A 20,786-nucleotide genomic window follows, 5' to 3' on the forward strand; every position below is an offset into this window, starting at 1 on the left:
CTCCGGGAGTGGGTCTATACTTTTAATCAGATGGAGCCGCTCCGAGCGGATCGGATTCTTGCGCCCCCTCCCCGGGCGGCCGCGTACCCCGCACGGCCCTTTTTTTCATCTATTTTTTGGGGCCAGCAAAAAAAATGGACCCCGCCGGGAGGGCATGGAGCAATGTGCGGGCGCAGCCCGCACGACGGCTCTCGCGCCGCAGGCGCGTTCTTCGGAGCGAGGGGCGCAGCCCCCGATGCGGCTCTTCCCCAAGGCATGGGGCCAGCCTTCCCGGCCGCCTCTCATTCCTCATTTTGCTCATTGTCGAGCAACGCCCGCTTGCGCGGGATACCCCATCGGTATCCCGCCAACCGCCCCGACTTCCCCACCACGCGGTGGCAGGGAATAACCACGGCCAGGGGATTGGCGGCGCAGGCCGAAGCCACGGCGCGAACCGCGCCGGGGTTGTCCAGGGCCGCGGCGATGTCCGTGTAGGTCCGGGTTTCGCCTACGGGGATGCAGGCCAGCTCCTTCCAGACGCGGATCTGGAAGGCCGTGCCCCGGATGTCCAGGGGCAGGTCCAACCCGTGGTCCGGGCGGGCGATGAACGCGGCCACTTCGGCCAGGAGCGGGGCGAGGTCGGCCCGGGCGTCGCATAGGTCGGCCTCGGGAAAACGGTCGCGCAGGGCCCGGACCAGATCCTCGGGGGTGTCGCCGAGCTCGACGGCGCACACGCCGAGGTCGGTGAACCCGGCCAGGACCGGGCCGAGGAAGGAGTCGGCCACGGCGTAGCGGATGGTCATCCCCCGGCCGCCCTTGCGGTAGGCGGCGGGGTTCATGCCCAGGGTCCGGCCCGCGCGCTCGTAGAACCGGCTGGCCGAGCCGAAGCCCGCGTCGAGGAGGGCGCGGGTCACGGACGAGCCGCTGCGCAGGGCGGAGCGGACGCGCTCGTCGCGCAGGGCCTGGGCGTACTCCTTGGGCGAGACGCCCGCGCGGCTCTTGAACAACCGCTGGAAATGGGTCGGGCTCAACCCCGCGCCCCGCGCCAGGTCGTCCAGGGACGGCGCTTCGTCGCCCGCGTCCAGGGCCTGTTCCATGGCCCGACAGGCCCTGATGACGCGGTTTGAGGCCAGGTCGCGGTGGGCCGGGTCGTCCGGGCGGCAGCGCTTGCAGGCCCGGAAGCCCGCCTGCTCGGCCTGGGCCGGGGTGTCGAAGAACGCGACGTTTGCCGGGTTGGGCGAGCGCGACGGGCAGCCTGGACGGCAGTATATGCCGGTGGTGCGCACGGCGTAGACGAAATCCCCGGTCTGGTCGCGATTCAGGACGGCGGCGAGGCGGGCCTGGTGGCGGGTGTCTTCAGCGGTCATGAGGGCAGACTACCCGGAGGGGCCGGGCAAAACCACCCGTTTCTTGCGGTCCAATCGGAGCGGAAGGGCGGACAACGGAAAAACCCGCCCATCCTCGCGGATGGGCGGGTCTGTATGGCTGGTGAGGCTGGCCTTTAGAAGCTGTAGCCGAGCGCGGCGCGCATCTCCGCGGGGATGACGGCGTCCTGACCGGGCTCAAGGGCCTTCCAGGGCGCGCCGGCCTGCTTGCGGGAAGCCTTCACTTCCTCGAGGTCAAAGCCGTAGCGGGGCACGTCGAACTGCTGGCCGGGGTAGATCAGATCGGGATTCTTGATCTTGTCGCGGTTGGCCTTGTAGATCAGGGGCCACATGAAGGGATCGTTGTACACGTGCTTGTACTCGGAAATCCACCACAGGCATTCGCCCTTGGTCACGGTATGGGTGACGGGCAGCGCGTCGTATTCGGCCTTGTACACGGCCATGGGATCAACCACCGGAGCCGGTGCGGGCTGCTCCTCGACGACGACTTCCTTTTCTTCGACCACAACCACTTCGGGTTCGGTCTGGACTTTCTTGGAACAGCCCCAGGCGAACACGACGCACAGGGCGATTACCAGTAAAATCAGCTTTTTCATTGAAGGCCTCCTCATATGAATCACGGTTCACAATCCCCGGCGAAAGGCCGGGTCATGTATTTGTTGTATCAGACCAATTATCAATAATTTTCTTTTCTTGCAACACCATTTTGCTGGTCGGATTCTCGCGGACGGCCTCCTCCACGGCCTGCGCCGCCTCCTCCACCCAGCCGCCGAGGCGCAGGGATTGGCTGGCCAGGATGTACATGCGCTCGGGCTCGTGCCCGTAGATGGCGAAGATCAGGCCGTCGTACTCGCCGGTGAACACGGACCGGACCAGTCCGTTCTGGGAGAAGATGTAGCGCGCCAGCAGCACGTTGTCGCTGTAGCGGTGCAGGTAGTAGGGCAGCAGCTGGCGGCACTTGGCGATGATGAACCGGATGCGGTCGATCTCGCGGCGCATGGACTCCTCGGTCTGGTTCAGGACCTGGAAGAGCTGCTGGGTGACGTCCTTTTCCGAGGTGTTCAGGTCGCCCTCGTAGAGGCGGTGGAACCAGGGCGCGTAGTTCTGCTTCTGGTAGGCGTCCTCCTTGAGCTTCAGGGTCTCGTGGAAGATGTAGCCCAGCGCCCAGTCCAGGAACTGCCCGCCCAGCTGGGCGTGGGGGTCGTTGCGGAAGACGTGGTGCGCCGTGTCCTTCATGCGCCACAAGAGCCCCTTGTTCATCTCGGTGCCGACCAGGTCCTTGAGCACGTCGAACTCGACCGTGCCGTCCTCGTCGAAGCGGACGAACTGCATCTCCAGCTGGTCGCACGCCTGGCAGAAGAACTTGAACAGGTCCCGGACGAATTCCGAGTGCTTGGCCTGTATCCATGCTTTCGACATGCTGTCTGTCTCCGTGGGTTGCGGGCCTAGGCGGGGAAGATGACGTCCACCCGCGCGCCGCCCTCTTCGGCGTTGCTCAGGGCCATCTCCGCGCCGTGGCTCTCGAAGATGGTCGAGACCAGGGCCAGCCCCAGGCCGGTCCCGGTGTCCTTGGTGGTGAAGAACGGGTCGCGCACCCGGTCCAGGTTTTCCGGGGCGAAGCCCGGCCCGCTGTCCATGATGGTCACGTGCAGCCCCTTTTCGCCCCGGGCCGCGCTGATGGACAGCTCGCCCGGTCCGTTCATGGCCTGGAGCGCGTTGGCCACCAGGTTGTAGAAGGCGCGGTAGAGCAGGTCCTTGTCGCCCTTGGTGGTCAGGTCGCCGTCGAAGTCGCGGTCCACGGTCACGCCGAGCTTCTCGCACTCGGGCTCCATGAAGACGGCCACCTGATCGAGGATGGACCGGATGTCCACGTCGTGCATGGCCGGTTTCTTGGGCCGGGCGTAGTCCAGGAACTCCGTGACCGTGCGCGACAGCCGCTTGGCCTCCTCGTGCAGGGCCTCGAGGATACGCACGTTGGAGCTGTTCTCCTTGCGCGCCTTCTTGAGGACCAGCTCGGAACTGGAGCAGATGATCCCCAGCGGGTTGCGGATCTCGTGGGCCACGCCCGCGACCATGCGCCCCATGCCCGCCAGCTTCTCCTGTTGCTGCAACTCGAAGATGAGCCGCTCCTTCTCGCGCAGCTGCCGGTTGGAGAGCCGCTCGGCCCGGCGCAGCACGGTCAGGACCAGGAAGAAGAGGACCAGGGAGGTGACCAGGGAAAAGGCGATGATCAGCCGTTCGAAGTTGAGGGTGGCCAGGTAGTCGGCGGTGATGTCCTGCTGGAACTCCAGGATGCCCATGATCGGGTTGGACTCGATGTCGGTCAGGCTGCGCTCGACCCGCAGGGGGTAGTAGGCGCGCAGGACCATGGAGTCGGGGTCGAGGCTGACCCGGAACAGGGAGGCGACCTTGGAGACCTTGGACAGAATCTCCGCGCTGAAGGCCTCGCTCTCCCAGGTCTTGCCGACCATGTAGTCGGCGTTGCCGTCGCTGCCGACCTCGTCCTTGTTCAGGGAATAGGTGATGTTGCCCTCGCGGTCGTAGATGCGCAGGGTGGACACGTGGAAGCTGTGGATGGTCGAGCGGACCACCTTGTCCATGGCGCCCGCCTGGTCCTCGTTGCGCAGCCGGATGGCCCCGAACTTCAGCACCGTGGGGATGACGAAGCGGGTGAACAGCTGGTGGCTGACGTTCTCGGCCAGGAGCAGGGCGAAGGCCTCCTGCTTCTCGAGCAGGGTCTGCTCCGCATATTTGGAGATGAAGAGCGACAACAGCAGGCTGAAGCTCAGGATGATGACCAGCAGGGTCCAGGAAATGACCCGGACGAACTGGAGCGGGCTGCTGCCTTCCTCATGATTGTTTTGCAACGACTCAGAACTCCCGTTCGTCTCTGTTTGCGTTCAGGAAGGCGGCCAGGTGCGCCTTCTCCTCGGCGAGCCCGTCCGCGTCCATGCGCGCCTTGGCCAGCCGCTTGCCCAGCTCCACGGCGGGCTGGTCCAGGGGGTTGATGCCCATGAGCCAGCCGGTCAGGATGGTGGCCGCGCCGAGCAGGCCGATGAGCTTGCCCGCCTGCCGGGGACCGTCCGCGCCCATGCGGATCTCCACCAGGGGCACGCCGCTCCTGGACAGGGCCATGCGCGTGCCCAGTCCCTCGGCCCGGATCAGCTCGCCGAAGGGCTTGCCCCGGACGTAGGCGAACTGGTCGGGCAGGTCCTCGGGGAAGTCCGGCCCGTCGGGCAGGGACGGGCAGGTCAGGAAGAGGCACGCCTTGTTGCGCACGCCGTCCATGAACATCTGGTTGACCGAGTGCTGGTCGGTCACGCCCACGGCGGGCACGGGCTGGCTGCCCTTGCCCTCCTTGCCCAGGGACTCGGCCCAGAGCTGGGCGAACCAGTCCCCGAAGCTGGCCCACAAGGGGATATAGGCGAAAAAGATCATCTCCGTAAAGCCTTTGTCCATGAGGGCCGCGCCCCAGGCGGCCAGGCGGAAGGCCTGTGTCCCGGCCAGGGTCTCGCCGCTCAATGCCGGGTCGGCCAGGACGTCGGCCACCTCGCGCGCCCCGGCCAGGAGCGCGTCGATGTCCATGCTTAGGAACAGGGCCGGGATGAGGCCCACGGCCGAGAGCACGGAGTAGCGTCCGCCGAGGTTGTCGGGCACGGGCAGGGCCTTGATGCCGTAGGCGTCGGCCTCGCCGCGCAGGAATCCCTTTTCCGCGTCCGTGACCAGGAGCATGTTGTCGGCCCAGGCGTCGCCCAGCCGCTCCTTCATCCACTCCTTGATGATGAAATACTGGCCCACGGTCTCGATGGTCCCGCCTGATTTGGACACCGTGACCACAACGGTCTTTTCGGGCGGCAGACTGTCCATGTAGGCGGTCAGGGCGTAGGCGTCCACGTTGTCCGCGATCCACAGGCTTTTGCCCCGGTGGCCGGGCCGGTCCTGGGAGGGGTGGAAGGCCTTTTGCAGGGCCCGCGCGCCCAGGGCCGAGCCGCCGATGCCGAGCAGGAGCATGTGCTCGAACCGGTCGAGGTACCCCTCAAGATCGGCCAGCTGCTTCTTCAGCGCCGCCTCGTAGGGCATGGTCAGGAAGGGCAGCCTGCCCGCGCCGGTCTCCTCGCGCAGCCGCGCGGCCATGGTTTCGGCCCGGGCCGCGTAGGCCGCCATATCCAGTGTATCGAGGTCCGCGTTGGTCCAGTCGAGAATGTCGCTCATGTCTTCCTCCGCATTGAGGTCGCTGTTCGCCGATGCGCGGGCGCGCCCCGTCGCGCGTCCGCCGACCGCATCCATACGGCACGGTCTGGCCGAAGGTACCACTATTTCGGTGAAAATGTCATGGGGTCGGCTACCGCTTGCCGAAGAGCAGCCGTTGCAGGTCGGCCAGGGTCGGGGCCGTGCCCGAGTGGCAGACCGGGCCGTGGCCCAGCCGCGCGGCCTGCTTCAGGCGCACGTCGTGGGCGGCCACCGGGCGCACCTGGCCGTTCAGGTCGATCTCGCCCCAGTAGACCGAGGCCTCGGGCAACGGCTGGTCGTAGAACGAGGACATGACCGCGGCCACCACGGCCAGGTCCAGGCCGGGGTCGCGCGAGGCCAGCCCGCCGGTGATCTTGGCGTAGATGTCGTGGCCGCTCAGGTTCAGGCGCAGCCGTTTTTCGAGCACGGCCAGGAGCAGGTTCAGGCGGTTGGTGTCGAAGCCGAGCGCCGTGCGCCTGGGGATGGTCAGGAAGGACTTGGAGACCAGGGCCTGGACCTCCACGGCGAAGGGCCGCTGCCCATCCACGGCCAGTGCCATGGCCGTGCCCGACAGGGACGGGTCCCGCGCCCCCAGGAAGAAGGTCGCCGGGTCCTCGACCACCTCAAGCCCCTGCTCCTTCATGGTGAAGACGATGAGCTCGTCGCTCGGCCCGAAACGGTTCTTGAGCACGCGCAGGATGCGCGAGAAATGCTTGCGGTCGCCCTCCAGGTACAGGACCGTGTCGACCATGTGCTCGAGGAGCTTGGGCCCGGCGATCTGGCCGTCCTTGGTCACGTGGCCCACCAGGATCAGGGTGGTCCCGCACTTCTTGGTCTTCTCCACCAGCTCGCTCGACACGGCGCGCACCTGGCTGACCGAGCCGGGGATGCCCTCGGCCAGCGGCGAGGCCAGGGTCTGGACCGAGTCCACGATGAGCAGTTCCGGCGGGTTCGGCCCTTCGAGCACGGCCAGGCCGTCCTCGACCTTGTTGGTGGCCATGGCCAGCAGCCCCGGCCCGAGCAGGCCGAGGCGGTCCGCCCTGGCCTTGAGCTGGGGCAGGGATTCCTCGCCCGACAGGTAGACCGCCGTGTGCCCCAGGCGCGCCTGGCTGCCCGCCAGCTGGAGGAGCAGGGTGGACTTGCCGATGCCGGGTTCGCCGCCGAGCAGGATGGCCGCGCCCGGCACCAGCCCCTCGCCGAGGAGGTGGTCCAGGGAGGGCAGCCCGGAGGTCCGAGCCCCGAGGTGCTCGCTTTCGAGGTCCTCCAGGACCTGGGGCGTTGCCTGGGACGCGGCCGCGCCCACCGGACGCGAGTCCCGCCTGGTCACGGTCACGGCCTCGAGCGTGTTCCATTCCTTGCACGACGGGCACTGGCCCTGCCAGCGGGGGGACTGCGCGCCGCAGGCGGCGCAACGGTAGGTTTCCTTGGTTTTCATGGTCGCGAGTATCCCGTCATTTGCGCCCAAAAGTCCAGTCCCCCGGAGGGCGCGGCGGGCAATTAATCCGTTGACGGCGGACGGGCCGGACTGTAACTCCACCGGACGGCGGATCGACTGACATGGACGATAGACGACAATCCCTTCTGGCCGGGGCGCGCGACTCCATCCCCATTCTCCTGGGCATGCTTCCCTTCGGGCTCATCTGCGGCGCGGTCAGCGCGGGCGCGGGCATGTCCCTGTGGGGGGCGCTCGGCTTCACCTGGGCCATCAACGCGGGGGCCAGCCAGCTGGCCGCGGTCCAGCTCATGACCCACCACGCCTCCCTGGTCGTGGTCGTGCTCACCGGGCTGATCATCAACCTGCGCTTTTTCATGTACTCGGCCTCCATCGCCCCGCACCTCAAGACCATGCCCCTGCCCGGCCGGGCCCTGCTCGGCTTCATCCTCTCGGACCAGGCCTATGCCCTGTCCATCGCCCGCTACGCCCGGCAGGACGCGGAGCCCGTGAACAAGCCGTACTATTTCCTCGGCGCGGGCCTGGCCGTGTGGGGCTCCTATTCCGTGGGCGCGGTTCTCGGGGCGACCGCGGGCGCGGTCATTCCGCCCGCCTGGGACCTGGGTTTCGCCGTGCCCCTGACCTTTATCGCCGTGGTCGTGCCCGCCATCAGGGACCGGCCCACGGCCCTGGCCGCCCTGGCCGCCGGAACGGTGGCCTATTTCGCCGACGGACTGCCCTATAACCTCGGGCTCATGGCCGGGGCCGTGACCGGCATCCTGATCGGCTACCTGGCCGAACGGAGGCTCGCCCGTGCGTGACGCGTCCGCCTGGTGGCTGGTGGCCGTCCTGATCGGGCTGGGCACCTTCCTGATCCGCTTTTCCTTCATCCTCATCGTGGACCGCGTGACCTTTCCCGAGGCCGTGGTCCGCATGCTCCGGTTCATCCCGGCCTCGGTCCTGCCCGCCATCATCGTGCCCGCCGTGCTCCTGCACGGCACGGACGGCGGCCCCACGGGCCTGGCCCGTCCGGCGGCGGCCGCCGTGGCCGTGCTGGCCGCCTGGAAGACCCGCAGCATCCTGGTGACCATCCTCAGCGGCATGGCCACCCTCTGGCTCCTCCGGGCCATACTCTAAAAAAGGAATCCGCGCTGGGCGGGCAGCTCCGTCAGTCCCCGAACAGGCGGGCGCCGTCGAAGTCGAAGACCAGGTATTCCACCGCGACCCGGTTGCCGGAGAAGGTTTCAGCGGCCCGTTTGGCGTGTCCGGCCAGCAGGGCGATCAGGGCCGGGCGGCCCGGGTCGTCGGCCAGCAGGTCGAGGACCTGGCGGGCGGTGTTGGCCGCGCGGACGGCCGGGGCGTGGGCCGGGTCGCAGCCCGCTTCGAGGCAGCGGTCGGCCAGCAGGGCGAAGTCCACGGGGTGGGTCCCGGCGTGGGTGTAGGGCAGCCCCTGAGCCTGCTTGACCAGCTTGCCGAAGAACAGGGACCAGGCCGCCCGGGTGAAGCCGTGGTCGGCGGCGGCGTTCATGGCGAACTCGAAGAAATCGGCGGCCTGGATCAGGGCCGTTTCCGGGGTGTCGGGCCGGGCGTCGAGGTAAAGGCGCTCGCTGCGGCGGCCCGTGGTCATGACCGCCCGGTCGAGCCCCTGGGCCCGGGCCACGCTCAGCCCCTCCTCGATGGTCGCCTTCCAGGAGGCGTGGGAGTAGGGCTTGACGATGCCCTGGGTGCCCAGGATGGAGATGCCGCCGACGATGCCCAGGCGCGGGTTCATGGTCGCCCTGGCGATGGTCTCGCCCTCGGGGACCTCGATGGTCACGGTGACGCGCCCGGAGGTCAGTCCCTGGGCGGCCAGCCGGACCGCCGCCTCGATCTGGCGGCGCGGGTCGGGGTTGATGGCCGGTTCGCCTACGGCCACGGGCAGGCCCGGCAGGGTGGCCCGGCCCACGCCCCGGCCGCCGGCGAGGACCACGCCCAAGGGGCCGTCCCCCGGCTCCACCCGGACCACGGCCTGGATCTCGTGGCCGTGGGTGGCGTCCGGGTCGTCGCCGCCGTCCTTGACGACCGTGACGCGGACCGCGCCGTCCTCGGGCTCGATGCGCTCCACGGGCACGGTCAGCGCGCCGCCGGGCGGCAGGGGGGCATCCACGGACGCCACGGTTTCGCCGGTCAGCAGGAAGCGGACCCCGGCCATGGCCGCGGCTGCGGCGCAGGTGCCGGTGGTCCGGCCGGTGCGCAGCCCCCGGCTCACGGTCAGCGCACCCGCCGGGCGGGTTCGTACAGGGTGGTGCCCGCCAGGTCGGAGATGTTTTCGAGCATGTTCCCGAAGAGCAGCACGTGGAAGGGATACATGGCATACCAGTAGAGGATGCCGGTCAGGCCGCGCGGCAGGAACTTGGCGGTCATGGACAGGTCCACGGCGTTGTCCCACTTGGTGTCCAGCCGAAATTCCAGCAGGGCCTCGCCGGGCAGGCGCATCTCGGCCTTGAGCAGGAGCCGACGCCCCCAGTCCGAGGCGACCACCCGCCAGAAGTCCAGGGCGTCGCCCACGCGCGGTTCGCTGTCGCCGCGCGGGCGGCCCCGTCGGCCGGGCCCGGCCAGGAGCCGGTCGAGCAGGCCGCGCAGCCGCCACAACGGATCGCCGAAATACCAGCCCCGCTCCCCGCCGATGCGGGCCACCTGCTCCCAGACCTTGTCCGGGTCTCCCTGGAGCCGCGCCCGGTAGCCCATCTCGAAGCGCGTGCCGCCCGCGTACCGGGGGTCGTCCACCGAGGCCCACTCGGGCATGCAGGCGGAGCCCACGTCGAACAGGCAGGTCTCCACGGCCTGCTGTTCGGTCTTTTCCAGGGCGCGGCGGATGGCCTCGCGGCAGGAGAGCAGTTCCTGGGGGACCAGCTCGCGGATGCGGTGGTCCCGGCAGACGACCTCGTTGCGCAACCCCTCGATGAGCGCGCGGGACAGGGGCATGGGCACCGGGGTGATCAGGGAGACCCAGAAGGAGGACAGGCGCGGGGAGACGAAGGGCAGGGGCAGCAGCCGCCGCCGGGGGATGCCCGCCACCTCCGAGTAGAGATGGAAAAGTTCCTCGTAGGACAGGACGTCCGGCCCGCCAATGTCGAGCGTCAGCCCGGCCGTGGCCTCGTTTTCGAGGCACCCGGCCAGGTAGCCGAGCACGTTGCGGATGCAGATGGGCTGGGTCCTGGTGCGCACCCAGGCCGGGGTGATCATGAACGGCAGCCGGTCGGCCAGGTAGCGGACCAGTTCGAAGGACGAGGAGCCCGAGCCGATGATCTGGGCCGCGCGCAGGGTGGTCACCTTGGCCGGGCCCAGCGCCAGGATGCGGCCCACCTCGGCCCGCGAGCGCAGGTGCGTGGACAGGGGCCGGTCCTCGCGGTCCTCGCCCAGCCCGCCGAGGTAGATGATCCGCTTGAGGCCCGCGTGTTTGGCCGCCTGGACCATGTTGTAGGCCGCGTCGCGCTCCTGCTCGGCGAAGTCGCGGCCCGGACGGGTCATGGAGTGGACCAGGTAGAAGGCGGCGTCGCACCCCTCGGCCGCCTGTTTCAGGCTCTCGAGGTCGTGCATCTCGGCCCGCACGGCCTCGACCTTGTCGCCCCAGGAGCGGGCACGGATCTTGTCCACGCTGCGCCCGGCGGCCCGCACCGGGTGGCCGCGCGACAAGAGCAGCGGCACCAGCCGCCCGCCCACGTAGCCCGTGGAACCGAGGACCAGGACCCGACCGTCAGCCATGGCGTCCCCCGCCTAGCGCGGCTTGGTCTGGAAGCGGTAGCCCTCGCCGTCCGGGTGGTAGTTCCAGCCCAGGTCGGCCATGCACATCAGGAACCGCTTGTTCTGCTTGTGCTTGTCCAGGGGGAACTCCTCGCCCGCGACGACCTCGCACTTGAGGGAGTCCTCCTGGAACTTCCGGTCCAGCTCCTTGCCCGAGTAGTCGGGGTGGGTCCACGGCTTGGAGCAGCCGCCCGACAGCAGGACGGCCGCGACCAGGGCGGCGGAAAGGGTGGCGACGATGATTCGGCGCATGGCGCTCCTTCGGTTGTTCGTCCTGTTATTCGTCCTGTTACTCATCCTTGAGGTCCCGGCTCATCAGGTCCGTGGTGGCCTGGGCCGGGTCCTTGCCTTCGTAGAGAATCTTGTAGACCTGCTCGGTGATGGGCAGCTCCACTTCGAGCTTCGCCGCCAGGTCGTGCAGGGACTGGGTGGTCTTGACGCCCTCGGCCACGGCCTTCATCTCGCCGACGATCTCGTCCAGGGTCTTGCCCTGGCCGAGCTTGAGGCCCACCTGGCGGTTGCGCGACAGGTCGCCGGTGCAGGTCAGGACCAGGTCGCCCATGCCGGACAGCCCCATGAAGGTCCGTTCCTGGCCGCCCATGGCCTCGCCCAGCCGACTCAGCTCGGCCAGGCCGCGCGTGATCAGGGCCGCCCGGGCGTCGTGGCCGAAGCCCAGGCCGTCGGCGATGCCCGCCGCGATGGCGATGACGTTCTTGACCGCGCCGCCCAGTTCCACCCCCCGGTAGTCCGGGGTGTAGTAGACGCGGAAATACGGAGTGGAGAAGGCCTCCTGCAGCTCGCGGCCCAGGTCGTGGTCCTCGCAGCCCAGCGACACGGAGGTGGGCATGTTCCGCGAGACCTCGGCCGCGAAGGACGGGCCGGACAGGGCCGCGTACCGGGGCCCCTTGCCCTCCAGCGCCTCGGCCACCACGCGGGACACCGGGGCCAGGGTGCTGAGCTCGATGCCCTTGGAGGCGTTGACCAGGACCGGGCGGTCCGGGAGCAGGTCGCGGAACCCGACGAGGGCCGGGCGGATGAACTGGCTGGGGATGACAACCAGGAAGTAGTCGGCCCCGTCAAAGGCGGTCGCCGGGTCGGACTCGACCTCAAGCGCTTCGGACAGGGTCACGCCGGGCAGGAACACCCGGTTTTCCCGATGGTTGCGGATGTCGGCCACCACCTCGGGCTCGCGCGCCCACAGGGTGGTGTTCCGGCCATTTTTGGCGAGCATGTCGGCCAGGGTGGTGCCCCATGCGCCCGCGCCCAGTACAGCTATCTTCATTCAGGATCTCCTTGGCTCGGTTGTCGAGTACACCAGCATACGTGGCCCGACCGTGCGTGGCAAGGGCGGGACCGTGCCGAAAACCGCCCGCGCCGGTTGCATCCGGGGGCGGCGGAATGTATAGACCCCCCATGGCAATACGATTCAGCGAAACCGAGGAAAGGATTCTCGCCCTGGCGGGTGGCGACCTGCCGGACACCGAGCAGCCGTTCAAGACTATCGCCGAGGCCGCGGGCGCGACCGAGCGGGAGGTCATCGACCTCTTGGCCGATCTCAAGAAGCGCAAGATCATCCGCCGCTTCGGGGCCACCCTGCGCCACCAGAAGGCGGGCTACGGCCACAACGCCATGGTCGCCTGGCGGGTGCCGGACGAGCGCATCGAGGAGGTCGGCCAGATATTCGCCGATCGGCCCGAGATATCCCACTGCTACGTGCGCCGGACCTACCCGGAGTGGACCTACAACGTCTACACCATGATCCACGGCGAGCGGCCCGGCCAGACCGACGAGGTGGTGGCCGAGCTGGAACAGGCAGTGGGCATCGACGACCACTGTACCCTCAGGTCCCTCAAGGAACTCAAGAAGACCTCCATGGTCTATTTCAAATAGGAAGCACCACAATGGATTCGAAATCGCTTTACGCCAGGGCGCTGGCCCTCATGCCCGGCGGGGTCAACTCGCCGCTTCGGGCCTGCAAGTACGTCAATGCCGAACCCGTCTTCATCGAGAACGCCAAGGGCGCGTATCTCTGGGATGTGGAGGGGCGCAAGTACATCGACTACGTCTTTTCCTGGGGGCCGCTGCTCCTGGGGCACCAGGACCCGGCCGTGAACGCGGCCGCCCATGAGGCCGTGGACCACGGCTCCAGCTACGGCGCGCCCTGCCTGGGCGAGGTCCTGCTGGCCGAGGAGATCAGCAGGATCATCCCGTCCATGGAGATGATGCGCATGGTCTCGTCCGGCACCGAGGCGACCATGTCCGCCCTGCGGCTGGCGCGCGGCTATACCGGGCGCAACAAGTTCGTGAAGTTCATCGGCAACTACCACGGCCACGCCGACGCCTTCCTGGCGGCGGCGGGCTCGGCGGCGGGCACCGTGCCCGGCACCCCCGGCGTGCCCGAGGAGGTCATCAGCCACACCCTGCTGGCCCAGTACAACGACCTGGACGCCGTGCGGAAGCACTTCGAGACCTCGGGCGACGAGATCGCCTGCGTCATCGTGGAGCCGTGCGCGGGCAACATGGGTCTGGTCCTGCCCAAGGAGGGCTTCCTCCAGGGGCTGCGCGACCTGTGCACGCAATACGGCGCGGTGCTCATCTTCGACGAGGTCATCACCGGCTTCCGCCTGGCCCCCGGCGGGGCCCAGGAGCGCTACGGCATCACCCCGGACCTGACCACGCTCGGCAAGATCATCGGCGGCGGGTTCCCGGTGGGCTGCTACGGCGGCAAGCGCGAGATCATGGAGCACATGGCCCCGGTGGGCGGCGTGTTCCAGGCGGGCACCCTGTCCGGCAACCCCGTGGCCATGGCCGCCGGTCTGGCCACCCTGAAGCGGTTGCAGGAGTGCGACTATCCGGCCCTGGAGGCGAAGACCAAGGCCCTGACCGACGAGTTGGCCGCCATCCTGCGGGCCAAGGGCAAGCCGGTCTACGTGGCCCAGGCGGGCTCCGCCTTCACCCTGTATTTCTCGGACGCGCCCGTGACCAACATGGCCGAGTCGGGCCGCTGCGACCAGACCACCTTCGGGATCTACTGGAAGCAGATGATGGCCCAAGGCATCTACCTGGCCCCGGCGGGCTTCGAGTGCGCCTTCACCTCCTTCGCCCACTCGGACGAGGATTTCGAGAAGACCCTGGCCGCGGCCCGCGCGGTGGAATTCTAGGTCGTTTCGCCACCAGTATACCCATCGGGCCGGGAATCCTTCGGGTTCCCGGCCCTTTTTTCGCCGACCGTGCGGGAACCGGGAAAAAACACCCCACGTCATGCTGTTTTTTTCTTCCCCCGACCCGAGGTTGCTGGTAGACAGAAGGAATGCCAGCAAAGAAAATCGCCATCTACGCCCTGACCTCCCAGGGGTTGGCCGTGGCCAAGCGGCTGGCCGCCAGGCTGCCGGGCACGCTCTATGCCTCCAAGAACCTGGAGGCCGAGGACGCCATCTCCTTCGAGTCCCTCAAACACCTGGTCTCGGCCTCGTTCAACGCCTTCGACGGGCACATCTTCGTGGCCGCCGCGGGCATCGTGGTCCGCTGCATCGCCCCGCACCTGCAATCCAAGGAGACCGACCCGGCCGTGGTCTGCATGGACCAGACCGGGCTGTTCGCCATCAGCCTGCTCTCGGGCCACCTGGGCGGGGCCAACGAACTGGCCGACCGCTGCGCGCGCATCATGGGCGGGCAGTCGGTCATCACCACGGCCACGGACTCGGCCGGGGTCCTGTCCATCGACAGCCTGGCCATGGCCAAGGGGCTGGCCATCGGGACCATCAACAAGGTCAAGGACGTGAACATGGCCCTGCTTGAGGACCGGACCGTCCAGCTCTACGACCCCGAGGACTGGCTCGGGCTGGCCTGGAACGCCTCCTTCGAGGGCAAGGTCGGGTACGAGGACTGGAACGACACCATGCCGGGCATCTGGGTCTCCTGGCACAACGACGCCCCCGAGGGCAGCCTGGCCCTGCACCCCAGGGTCCTGCATCTGGGCATCGGCTGCCGCCGGGACATCACCACCTACGAGATTCTGGACCACGTCTACGCGGTCTTCAAGAAATACGGTTTCTCCATGGAATCCATCGCCTCGGTCGGCTCGGTGGAGGCCAAGCGCAACGAACCCGGCCTGCTCGAGGCGGCCGAGGAGTTCGGCGTGGACCCGGTCTTCTACTCCACGGCCCAGCTCGCGGCCGTGGACACGCCCACGCCCTCGGACCGCGTCCAGGCGCACATGGGCGTGCCCAGCGTGGCCGAGGCCTCGGCCATGCTCGCCTCCCACGGCGGGGAGCTGATCGTGACCAAGGAAAAGACCTCCACCGTGACCCTGGCCGTGGCCCGGAGCAACCGTGCTTAAGGCGGTCAGTCTCGGACCCGGGGACATCTCCCTGCTGACCCCGGCGGCCCGTTGGGCCATCGAGGAGGCCGAGGTGGTGGCCGGGTACAAGGCGTACATCGAGCTGGTCCCGGACGGCATGCTCGAGGGCAAGATCGTCATCTCCACGGGCATGATGGGCGAGCTGGACCGCGCCCGGCAGGCCGTGGAGCACGCCCGGTCCGGGCGCCGGACCGTCATGGTCTGCTCCGGCGACGCGGGCATCTACGCCATGGCCGGGCTGCTTATGGAGGTCCTGGAGAGCGAGGGTCTGCTCGAGACCGTGCCCTTCGAGGTCATCCCCGGCGTGGCCGCCTTCAACGCGGCGGCGGCCCTGCTCGGCGCGCCGCTCATGCACGACTTCGCGTCCATCTCCCTGAGCGACCTGTTGACCCCGTGGGAGCGCATCGAACAGCGCCTTCAGGCCGCGGCCAGCGCGGATTTCGTCATCGCCCTGTACAACCCCCGCTCCAAGCGGCGCAGCGACCACCTGCGCGAGGCACTGGACATCATCGGCCAGTTCCGCAGGCCGACCACGCCCGTGGGCATCGTGCGCAAGGCGTACCGCGTGGGCCAGTTCGTCGAGGCCGTGCCGCTGAAGGACGTGGATGTGGAAAAGGCGGACATGCAGACCGTGCTCCTGGTCGGCAACTCGGCCACCCGCCTGGTGGGGGGGCGCATGCTCACCCCGCGCGGCTATCACCGCAAATACGCCCTGTAAAACCGCCGGATCAAAGTGCAAATCCCCCCTTGCGCTCAAGGGGCTTTATCGGGTAAAAGCAAGGGTCTACGATGGCAGCCCTCCGCTTGACAGGGGGTGGATACTTATTTATCCCGCATAGTAGAGAGTGTGACTGTTTATCTTTTATGCAACAGGAGGAACTAGGTACATGAAGAAATCTCTCATCATCAGCCTGATGGTGGCCGCCCTGGTGTGCGTCTTCTGCCTGCCCGTGGTCATTGCGGCCAACGCGCCTGCGGACAGCATCACCATCGAGGTCCCGGCCGGCGCCAAAGCGACCAAGACGCCCGTGGTCTTCCCGCACAAGAAACACGTTGACGGCGGCATCGACTGCCTGGTCTGCCATCACAAGGCCACCAGCAAGGACGACGTCAAGGGCTGTGCTTCCGAAGGCTGCCACATCGACGCGAGCGCGGCTGCCAAGAAGGAGCCGACCAGCTTCTACTCCGCCTTCCACAGCAAGAAGTCCGACGCTTCCTGCCTGGCCTGCCACAAGAAGGAAAAGAAGGCCGGCAAGAACGTTCCGGTCAGCTGCAAGGAATGCCACCCCAAATAAGCCTTTAGGGTGAATCCAAGGGGGGCTGTGCAACACGGCCCCCCTTTTTAAACTCCGTCTGGAGGCAACCATGACCCCGGTTCCACCGCCCGCTCCCAAAGATGACGACGCCGATGTGCGCGACGTGCTGAACGAACCCGCTGCCGACGAGGGCTTCGACCCCGATACCGTGGACGCGGACTTCGAACAGGAGCTCGAGGACCTCTTCGCCGACGACCTCGAAGACGCTCCCGTCGTGGACGAGAGCGGCGGTCCCATCGTGCTGGACGACCAGGTGGAAACCCCGAAACCGGCCCCGCAGGCCGCCCCCGAGGCCGGGGACGACGACCTGCTGGTCCTGGACGAGGTCGTGGAGGAAGCCCCGAACGGCGGGGATGAAGGCGGGGAGGAGGACGACCTGCTCCTCCTGGACGACCTGGCCGAAGAGTCCGACGGGGACGACGACCTGATCGTCCTCGACGAGGTGGTCGAGCTGGTCGAGCGGGCCGACGCCGAAAAGGCCGCCGCAAAGAGCGCGCCCAACGGTGCGGAGGCCGAGGCCCTGGTGGCGGACATCGCCGAGGACAATCAGGCGGAGGAGCCCGAGGACGAGGAGATCATCGATCTGGACGACCTGATCGAGGAACCCGAGGCCGAGCCCGTTGCCGAACCTGCCGACGAAGCCGCCGAAGAAGAGCCGCTCATCGACCTGGACGACCTGATCGAGGAAGAGGTCCAGGCCGAACCCGAAGAAGAAATTTCCCTCGACGTCGAGGTCCCGGACCTGGACGAGGACCTGGATCCGGATCTGCTGGCCTCGGTCATGGACGATGAGCCCGCGCCCGAGATGCCCGTGGCCGAGCCCGAGAGTTCCGTGGAAGAGGCCATGGACGCCGACGCCCTGGACGCGATCATGGACGAGCCCGAAGGCGAGGAGCCCGAACCGTTCGAGGAGCCCGCGGGGCCCGTGGTCGTGGACGGCAACGTCTTCGCCGACCTGGCCGCCGAGGCCGTCGAAGCGCCGGTGGACGCCGAACTGACCGGCCTGGACCAGCTTGAGGACGACGACATCGAGGACGTGGACAGCCTGCTGGACAACGTCGAGGTGGACGTGTCCGGGGTGGTGGACGCCGAGGAGGCGGAGGCCGACCTGGACGACGACCTGGTCATGGACCTGGAAGAAGGGTCCCTGGACGAGGTCCTGGCCGCCGAGGCCATGCCGCCCGACGCTGGAATGGACGTGGAAGAGGACGTGGCCCTGCTCCTGGCCGAGACCCACGGGGAGGACGAGCCCACCCTGGAGAGCCTCCAGGCCAAGGTCCGCCAGCTTGAGGGCCGCGTGGAGGAGCTGGAGCACCGCCTGCGCGAGGAGATCGCCCAGCTCGTGCCCGCCGAGGCGGCCAAGATTATCCGCGAAGAGATCGCCGCCTTGGCGGCTGATTTGGATGACTGACCAAAGCGGCTTGCGATAGCGGGCCATCTGCACATTTTTCGAGGGCCCGTTTGATCCTCACGTAGAAGGCTACGCTGCGGTCAAACGGGCCCTCGAAAAATGCACAGCTGACCCACTCTCCCAAGCCTATCCCGAGCGCGGAGAGCCGCTGTCGGGTGGCTGCGCCGCCCGAATCGCTCCAGAAGAGGGAAGAATGAAGATGAGGCCTTGCCGGGTGCGGCAGGGTCTTTTTTTATGCGTTCGATCCCAATGGGGCAGCGAAAAATGCACGGCTGACCCACTCTCCCAAGCCTGTTTCGAGCGCGGGGGGAGAGCCGCTGTCGGGTGGCTGCGCCGCCCGGATCGTTTCATTTGGGGGAGGGAGGCCCTTGTTGGCCGGGGTAATCGCGCTTGCAACCCGCGAAGCGGCGACAAAAAGTTTGGGAGAGTCCAGAGAACCCTTTTCAAAGGGTTCTCTGGCCGCCGGAGGCATCCGCTCGGCGATGGGCCGCCGGAGGCATCAGGTGCCGCAGAAGGTTTGGGTGACGCGCTCCTCGGGGCGGGGCGGGGTGGCGTATGCGTTGTTTTCGGGCTGATCGTCGAAGGGGCGGGCCAGGACGTCGATGAGCCGGTGGGTGGGGGCGAAGTCGCCGGTCACGGCCGCCCGGATGGCCTGCTCGATGCGGTGGTTGCGCGGGATGAAGGCCGGGTTGGCGGCGCGCATGACGGCGCGGGCGGTGTCGGCGGAGCCGGTGTCGGTCAGGCGCCTGAGCCAGTCGTTGAGCCAGGCGGCGATGTCGGGCGTGGCGAACGGGGCGGTGAACGTGGCCGGGGCGGCCTGGGCATCGGCAAGCGACCGGAAGGTGTTGGTGAAGTCGGTCCGGCCGGTGCGCATGAGTTCGAGGAGCCGCCGGGCCAGCCCGAAGGACTCGTCGTCGCCTGGCAGACCGATCTTGCGGCACAGCTCGCGGCGGTAGTGGCCGGTGAAGGCCGGGATGAAGCCGTCGAGGACCGTTTCGCCGATTTCGCGGGCGCGGGTCTCGTCCGGATCGAGCAGGGGCAGGAGGCAGCCGCCCAGGCAGGCCAGGTTCCAGGTTATGATGTTCGGCTGCCGGTTGAAGGCGTAGCGCCCGAACTGGTCGATGGAGCTGAACACCGCGTCGGGGTCGTAGCGGTCCAGGAAGGCGCACGGGCCGTAGTCGATGGTCTCGCCGCTCACGGCGGTGTTGTCCGTGTTCATGACCCCGTGCACGAAGCCGAGGCAGAGCCACCGGGCCATGAGTTCGGCCTGGGCCGCACACACGGACTCGAAGAGGGCTTGGTACGGGTTGGCCGCCTGGCGCGCCTCGGGGTGGTTGCGTTCGATGACGTGGTCGGCCAGCAGGCGCAACTCGGGCTCCATGCGCCGGGCCGCGAAGTATTCGAAGGTGCCCACGCGCACGAATCCCGAGGCCACGCGGGTGATGACCGCGCCGGGCAGTTCGTCCTCGCGGAACACGGGCTGGCCCGTGGCGGCCATGGCCAGGGCGCGGGTGGTGGGCACGCCCAGGGCGTGCATGGCCTCGCTGACCACGTACTCGCGGATGACCGGGCCGAGCGGGGCGCGGCCGTCGCCGCCGCGCGAGAACCGGGTTCGGCCCGACCCCTTGAACTGGATGTCGAACCGCTCGCCCGCCGCGTTGACCACCTCGCCCAGGAGGTGCGCCCGACCGTCGCCGAGCTGGGGCACGAACTGGCCGAACTGGTGGCCCGCGTAGGCCTGGGCGACGGGCTCGGCCCCCGGCAGGATGCGGTTGCCGGTGAACACGGCGGCCAGGTCAGCCTCGTCGCCGGGCAGGTCGAGTTCCATCCGTTCGGCCAGGGGACGGTTCAGGCGGATGAGCGTGGGCGCGGCCACCGGCTCGGGGTCGATGCGCTGGAAAAAGGGGGCGGGCAGGTGGGCGTAGGTATTGAGGAAGCGCATCATTCTCCGAGCAGTTTTTGCCAGGCCGGGAGCAGGGTGTCCAGGGAGTTGGCCAGCAGGCGCATGTAGTGAACCTCGATTCCGATCATCTCCTCGTCCTTGCGGCGCAGCCATTCGGACATCCAGGCGAAGCGCAGGCCGAGGAGCAGTTCGGGCAGCAGGGCGAAGGCGTCCCGGTCCAGGCACAGCCCCCGGCGCAGGGTGTGCAGCAGGGCCGGGGCCAGGCCGCGCACCAGGGCGTGGGGGTCTTCGATGCCCACGCAGCCCAGGCAGTTGGCCGCGTCGAACAGGCAGGGCCGGATGCCCGCGAACTCCCAGTCGATGACGGCCACGGCGGCCCGGCCGTGCCAGATGACGTTCAGGGGGTGAAAATCGCCGTGGCACAACGCGGTGGTCAGGCCGGGCCAGGCCTCGAAGAGCGGGGCCAGGGCGGGCAATACCGGGATCAGGTCCCTGTGCAGGTCCGGGCGGCGTTCGGCCATGAGGGTCAGGAGCTCGTTGACGTACGCCTCCAGGACAAAGGGCGGCTCGTCGTCGAACTCGCGGACCGTGCCCGAAACCTCGCGCAACCGGCACAGGAACGCGCCCAGGCTTTCGCCGCGCGCGCCGTCCTCGATGAATTCGGGCTGGGGCAGGGGGTCGCCGGGCACGTAAGGGGAGAGCTGTAGATACCGGCCGTCGTGCTCGACCACGAACCGGCCGTCCGGTCCGGCCAGGTAGGCTGGCACGGGCAGCCCGGCGCGGGACAGCCCGTCCAGGGCGCGGCCGATGCGCTCACGCCGTTCGAACTGGCCCGGCCGCAGGGTCTCGAGCATCCAGATCCGGCCCCGGCCGTCCTCCAGGGCGCGGCGCGACAGGCAGCGCTCCGGGCTGCCGGGCAGGACGATATCCGTGCGCTGGCGGCCCGGAGGCAGTCCCCAGAGGGAGAGCAGGTTGGTCATGCCGGGC

General features: G+C 68.3%; 20 protein-coding genes. 8 read left to right on the top strand and 12 right to left on the bottom strand.

Annotated elements, in window-relative coordinates; translation table 11 throughout:
• Positions 1–281 precede the first annotated feature (281 nt).
• The 6 genes from ada to radA all read right to left on the bottom strand — a co-directional run bounded on the left by ada (position 282) and on the right by radA (position 7,029).
• Positions 282–1,346 (bottom strand): bifunctional DNA-binding transcriptional regulator/O6-methylguanine-DNA methyltransferase Ada, encoded by a 1,065-nt coding sequence (gene ada / locus DND132_RS13395; protein WP_014323291.1) that lies wholly within the window; start codon positions 1,344–1,346, stop codon positions 282–284.
• A 134-nt stretch (positions 1,347–1,480) separates the two neighbouring features.
• Positions 1,481–1,960, bottom strand: coding sequence for a LysM peptidoglycan-binding domain-containing protein (locus tag DND132_RS13400; RefSeq protein ID WP_014323292.1), 480 nt, complete (start codon positions 1,958–1,960; stop codon positions 1,481–1,483).
• 52 nt (positions 1,961–2,012) lie between these two features.
• Positions 2,013–2,783 (bottom strand): hypothetical protein, encoded by a 771-nt coding sequence (locus DND132_RS13405; protein ID WP_014323293.1) that lies wholly within the window; start codon positions 2,781–2,783, stop codon positions 2,013–2,015.
• 26 nt (positions 2,784–2,809) lie between these two features.
• Positions 2,810–4,231 carry a sensor histidine kinase gene (locus DND132_RS13410; RefSeq protein ID WP_014323294.1) on the bottom strand — a complete coding sequence of 474 codons (1,422 nt, stop codon included), beginning with the start codon at positions 4,229–4,231 and terminating at the stop codon, positions 2,810–2,812.
• A 4-nt stretch (positions 4,232–4,235) separates the two neighbouring features.
• Positions 4,236–5,576 (bottom strand): hypothetical protein, encoded by a 1,341-nt coding sequence (locus DND132_RS13415; RefSeq protein ID WP_014323295.1) that lies wholly within the window; start codon positions 5,574–5,576, stop codon positions 4,236–4,238.
• A gap of 130 nt (positions 5,577–5,706) precedes the next feature.
• On the bottom strand, positions 5,707–7,029 hold the full coding sequence (gene radA, locus DND132_RS13420; protein ID WP_014323296.1) for a DNA repair protein RadA: 1,323 nt from the start codon (positions 7,027–7,029) through the stop codon (positions 5,707–5,709).
• 122 nt (positions 7,030–7,151) lie between these two features.
• On the opposite strand from radA, the gene DND132_RS13425 reads away from it, so the two are divergent.
• On the top strand, positions 7,152–7,847 hold the full coding sequence (locus DND132_RS13425; RefSeq protein ID WP_014323297.1) for an AzlC family ABC transporter permease: 696 nt from the start codon (positions 7,152–7,154) through the stop codon (positions 7,845–7,847).
• Complete coding sequence (locus DND132_RS13430; RefSeq protein WP_014323298.1) at positions 7,840–8,163, top strand: AzlD domain-containing protein; 324 nt, start codon at positions 7,840–7,842, stop codon at positions 8,161–8,163. The genes DND132_RS13425 and DND132_RS13430 overlap by 8 nt, the downstream gene beginning before the upstream one ends.
• Before the next feature lie 31 nt (positions 8,164–8,194).
• Here the strand turns inward: DND132_RS13430 and cbiD are convergent, their stop codons facing one another.
• From cbiD to DND132_RS13450, 4 genes are read right to left on the bottom strand one after another with little or no spacing between them, the layout of a single operon-like run.
• On the bottom strand, positions 8,195–9,274 hold the full coding sequence (cbiD, locus tag DND132_RS13435; RefSeq protein ID WP_014323299.1) for a cobalt-precorrin-5B (C(1))-methyltransferase CbiD: 1,080 nt from the start codon (positions 9,272–9,274) through the stop codon (positions 8,195–8,197).
• Between the two features lie 2 nt (positions 9,275–9,276).
• Positions 9,277–10,770: an SDR family oxidoreductase gene (locus tag DND132_RS13440; RefSeq protein WP_014323300.1), complete on the bottom strand. Its 1,494-nt coding sequence runs from the start codon at positions 10,768–10,770 to the stop codon at positions 9,277–9,279.
• A gap of 12 nt (positions 10,771–10,782) precedes the next feature.
• The gene (locus DND132_RS13445) at positions 10,783–11,061 is read right to left on the bottom strand and encodes a hypothetical protein (RefSeq protein WP_014323301.1); all 279 of its coding nucleotides are present in this window, start codon (positions 11,059–11,061) and stop codon (positions 10,783–10,785) included.
• 37 nt (positions 11,062–11,098) lie between these two features.
• Positions 11,099–12,091: an NAD(P)H-dependent glycerol-3-phosphate dehydrogenase gene (locus DND132_RS13450; protein WP_014323302.1), complete on the bottom strand. Its 993-nt coding sequence runs from the start codon at positions 12,089–12,091 to the stop codon at positions 11,099–11,101.
• Between the two features lie 131 nt (positions 12,092–12,222).
• Here DND132_RS13450 and ahbB point away from each other — a divergent pair, with 131 nt between their 5' ends.
• From ahbB to DND132_RS18345, 6 genes are all read left to right on the top strand, one after another.
• Complete coding sequence (gene ahbB, locus DND132_RS13455) at positions 12,223–12,699, top strand: siroheme decarboxylase subunit beta (RefSeq protein WP_041915809.1); 477 nt, start codon at positions 12,223–12,225, stop codon at positions 12,697–12,699.
• A gap of 11 nt (positions 12,700–12,710) precedes the next feature.
• Positions 12,711–13,970: a glutamate-1-semialdehyde 2,1-aminomutase gene (gene hemL, locus DND132_RS13460; RefSeq protein ID WP_014323304.1), complete on the top strand. Its 1,260-nt coding sequence runs from the start codon at positions 12,711–12,713 to the stop codon at positions 13,968–13,970.
• A 149-nt stretch (positions 13,971–14,119) separates the two neighbouring features.
• Complete coding sequence (locus DND132_RS13465; protein ID WP_014323305.1) at positions 14,120–15,148, top strand: cobalt-precorrin 5A hydrolase; 1,029 nt, start codon at positions 14,120–14,122, stop codon at positions 15,146–15,148.
• Positions 15,141–15,887, top strand: coding sequence for a precorrin-3B C(17)-methyltransferase (cobJ, locus tag DND132_RS13470; protein ID WP_014323306.1), 747 nt, complete (start codon positions 15,141–15,143; stop codon positions 15,885–15,887). The genes DND132_RS13465 and cobJ overlap by 8 nt, the downstream gene beginning before the upstream one ends.
• A gap of 169 nt (positions 15,888–16,056) precedes the next feature.
• Complete coding sequence (locus DND132_RS13475) at positions 16,057–16,464, top strand: cytochrome c3 family protein (RefSeq protein ID WP_014323307.1); 408 nt, start codon at positions 16,057–16,059, stop codon at positions 16,462–16,464.
• Between the two features lie 70 nt (positions 16,465–16,534).
• Entirely contained in the window at positions 16,535–17,896 is a 1,362-nt protein-coding gene (locus DND132_RS18345) for a hypothetical protein (protein WP_014323308.1), read from the top strand.
• A gap of 499 nt (positions 17,897–18,395) precedes the next feature.
• On the opposite strand, the gene DND132_RS13485 is transcribed toward DND132_RS18345, so the two are convergent.
• Positions 18,396–19,838 carry a protein adenylyltransferase SelO gene (locus DND132_RS13485; protein ID WP_014323309.1) on the bottom strand — a complete coding sequence of 481 codons (1,443 nt, stop codon included), beginning with the start codon at positions 19,836–19,838 and terminating at the stop codon, positions 18,396–18,398.
• A complete protein-coding gene (locus tag DND132_RS13490) occupies positions 19,838–20,779 on the bottom strand; it encodes a phosphotransferase enzyme family protein (RefSeq protein WP_014323310.1) in 942 nt (313 codons plus the stop codon). The genes DND132_RS13485 and DND132_RS13490 overlap by 1 nt, the downstream gene beginning before the upstream one ends.
• Positions 20,780–20,786: the final 7 nt, after the last annotated feature.

Source organism: Pseudodesulfovibrio mercurii (assembly GCF_000189295.2).
GTDB lineage: Bacteria > Desulfobacterota > Desulfovibrionia > Desulfovibrionales > Desulfovibrionaceae > Pseudodesulfovibrio > Pseudodesulfovibrio mercurii.

Coding starts and splice junctions, on each gene's coding strand:
- hemL (WP_014323304.1), top strand. CDS start 12,711: ATGGATTCGAAATCGCTTTACGCCAGGGCGCTGGCCCTCATGCCCGGC.
- DND132_RS13475 (WP_014323307.1), top strand. CDS start 16,057: ATGAAGAAATCTCTCATCATCAGCCTGATGGTGGCCGCCCTGGTGTGC.
- DND132_RS13445 (WP_014323301.1), bottom strand. CDS start 11,061: ATGCGCCGAATCATCGTCGCCACCCTTTCCGCCGCCCTGGTCGCGGCC.
- DND132_RS13490 (WP_014323310.1), bottom strand. CDS start 20,779: ATGACCAACCTGCTCTCCCTCTGGGGACTGCCTCCGGGCCGCCAGCGC.
- DND132_RS18345 (WP_014323308.1), top strand. CDS start 16,535: ATGACCCCGGTTCCACCGCCCGCTCCCAAAGATGACGACGCCGATGTG.
- DND132_RS13485 (WP_014323309.1), bottom strand. CDS start 19,838: ATGCGCTTCCTCAATACCTACGCCCACCTGCCCGCCCCCTTTTTCCAG.
- radA (WP_014323296.1), bottom strand. CDS start 7,029: ATGAAAACCAAGGAAACCTACCGTTGCGCCGCCTGCGGCGCGCAGTCC.
- DND132_RS13450 (WP_014323302.1), bottom strand. CDS start 12,091: ATGAAGATAGCTGTACTGGGCGCGGGCGCATGGGGCACCACCCTGGCC.
- DND132_RS13415 (WP_014323295.1), bottom strand. CDS start 5,576: ATGAGCGACATTCTCGACTGGACCAACGCGGACCTCGATACACTGGAT.
- ada (WP_014323291.1), bottom strand. CDS start 1,346: ATGACCGCTGAAGACACCCGCCACCAGGCCCGCCTCGCCGCCGTCCTG.
- DND132_RS13425 (WP_014323297.1), top strand. CDS start 7,152: ATGGACGATAGACGACAATCCCTTCTGGCCGGGGCGCGCGACTCCATC.
- DND132_RS13400 (WP_014323292.1), bottom strand. CDS start 1,960: ATGAAAAAGCTGATTTTACTGGTAATCGCCCTGTGCGTCGTGTTCGCC.
- ahbB (WP_041915809.1), top strand. CDS start 12,223: ATGGCAATACGATTCAGCGAAACCGAGGAAAGGATTCTCGCCCTGGCG.
- DND132_RS13465 (WP_014323305.1), top strand. CDS start 14,120: ATGCCAGCAAAGAAAATCGCCATCTACGCCCTGACCTCCCAGGGGTTG.
- DND132_RS13405 (WP_014323293.1), bottom strand. CDS start 2,783: ATGTCGAAAGCATGGATACAGGCCAAGCACTCGGAATTCGTCCGGGAC.
- DND132_RS13440 (WP_014323300.1), bottom strand. CDS start 10,770: ATGGCTGACGGTCGGGTCCTGGTCCTCGGTTCCACGGGCTACGTGGGC.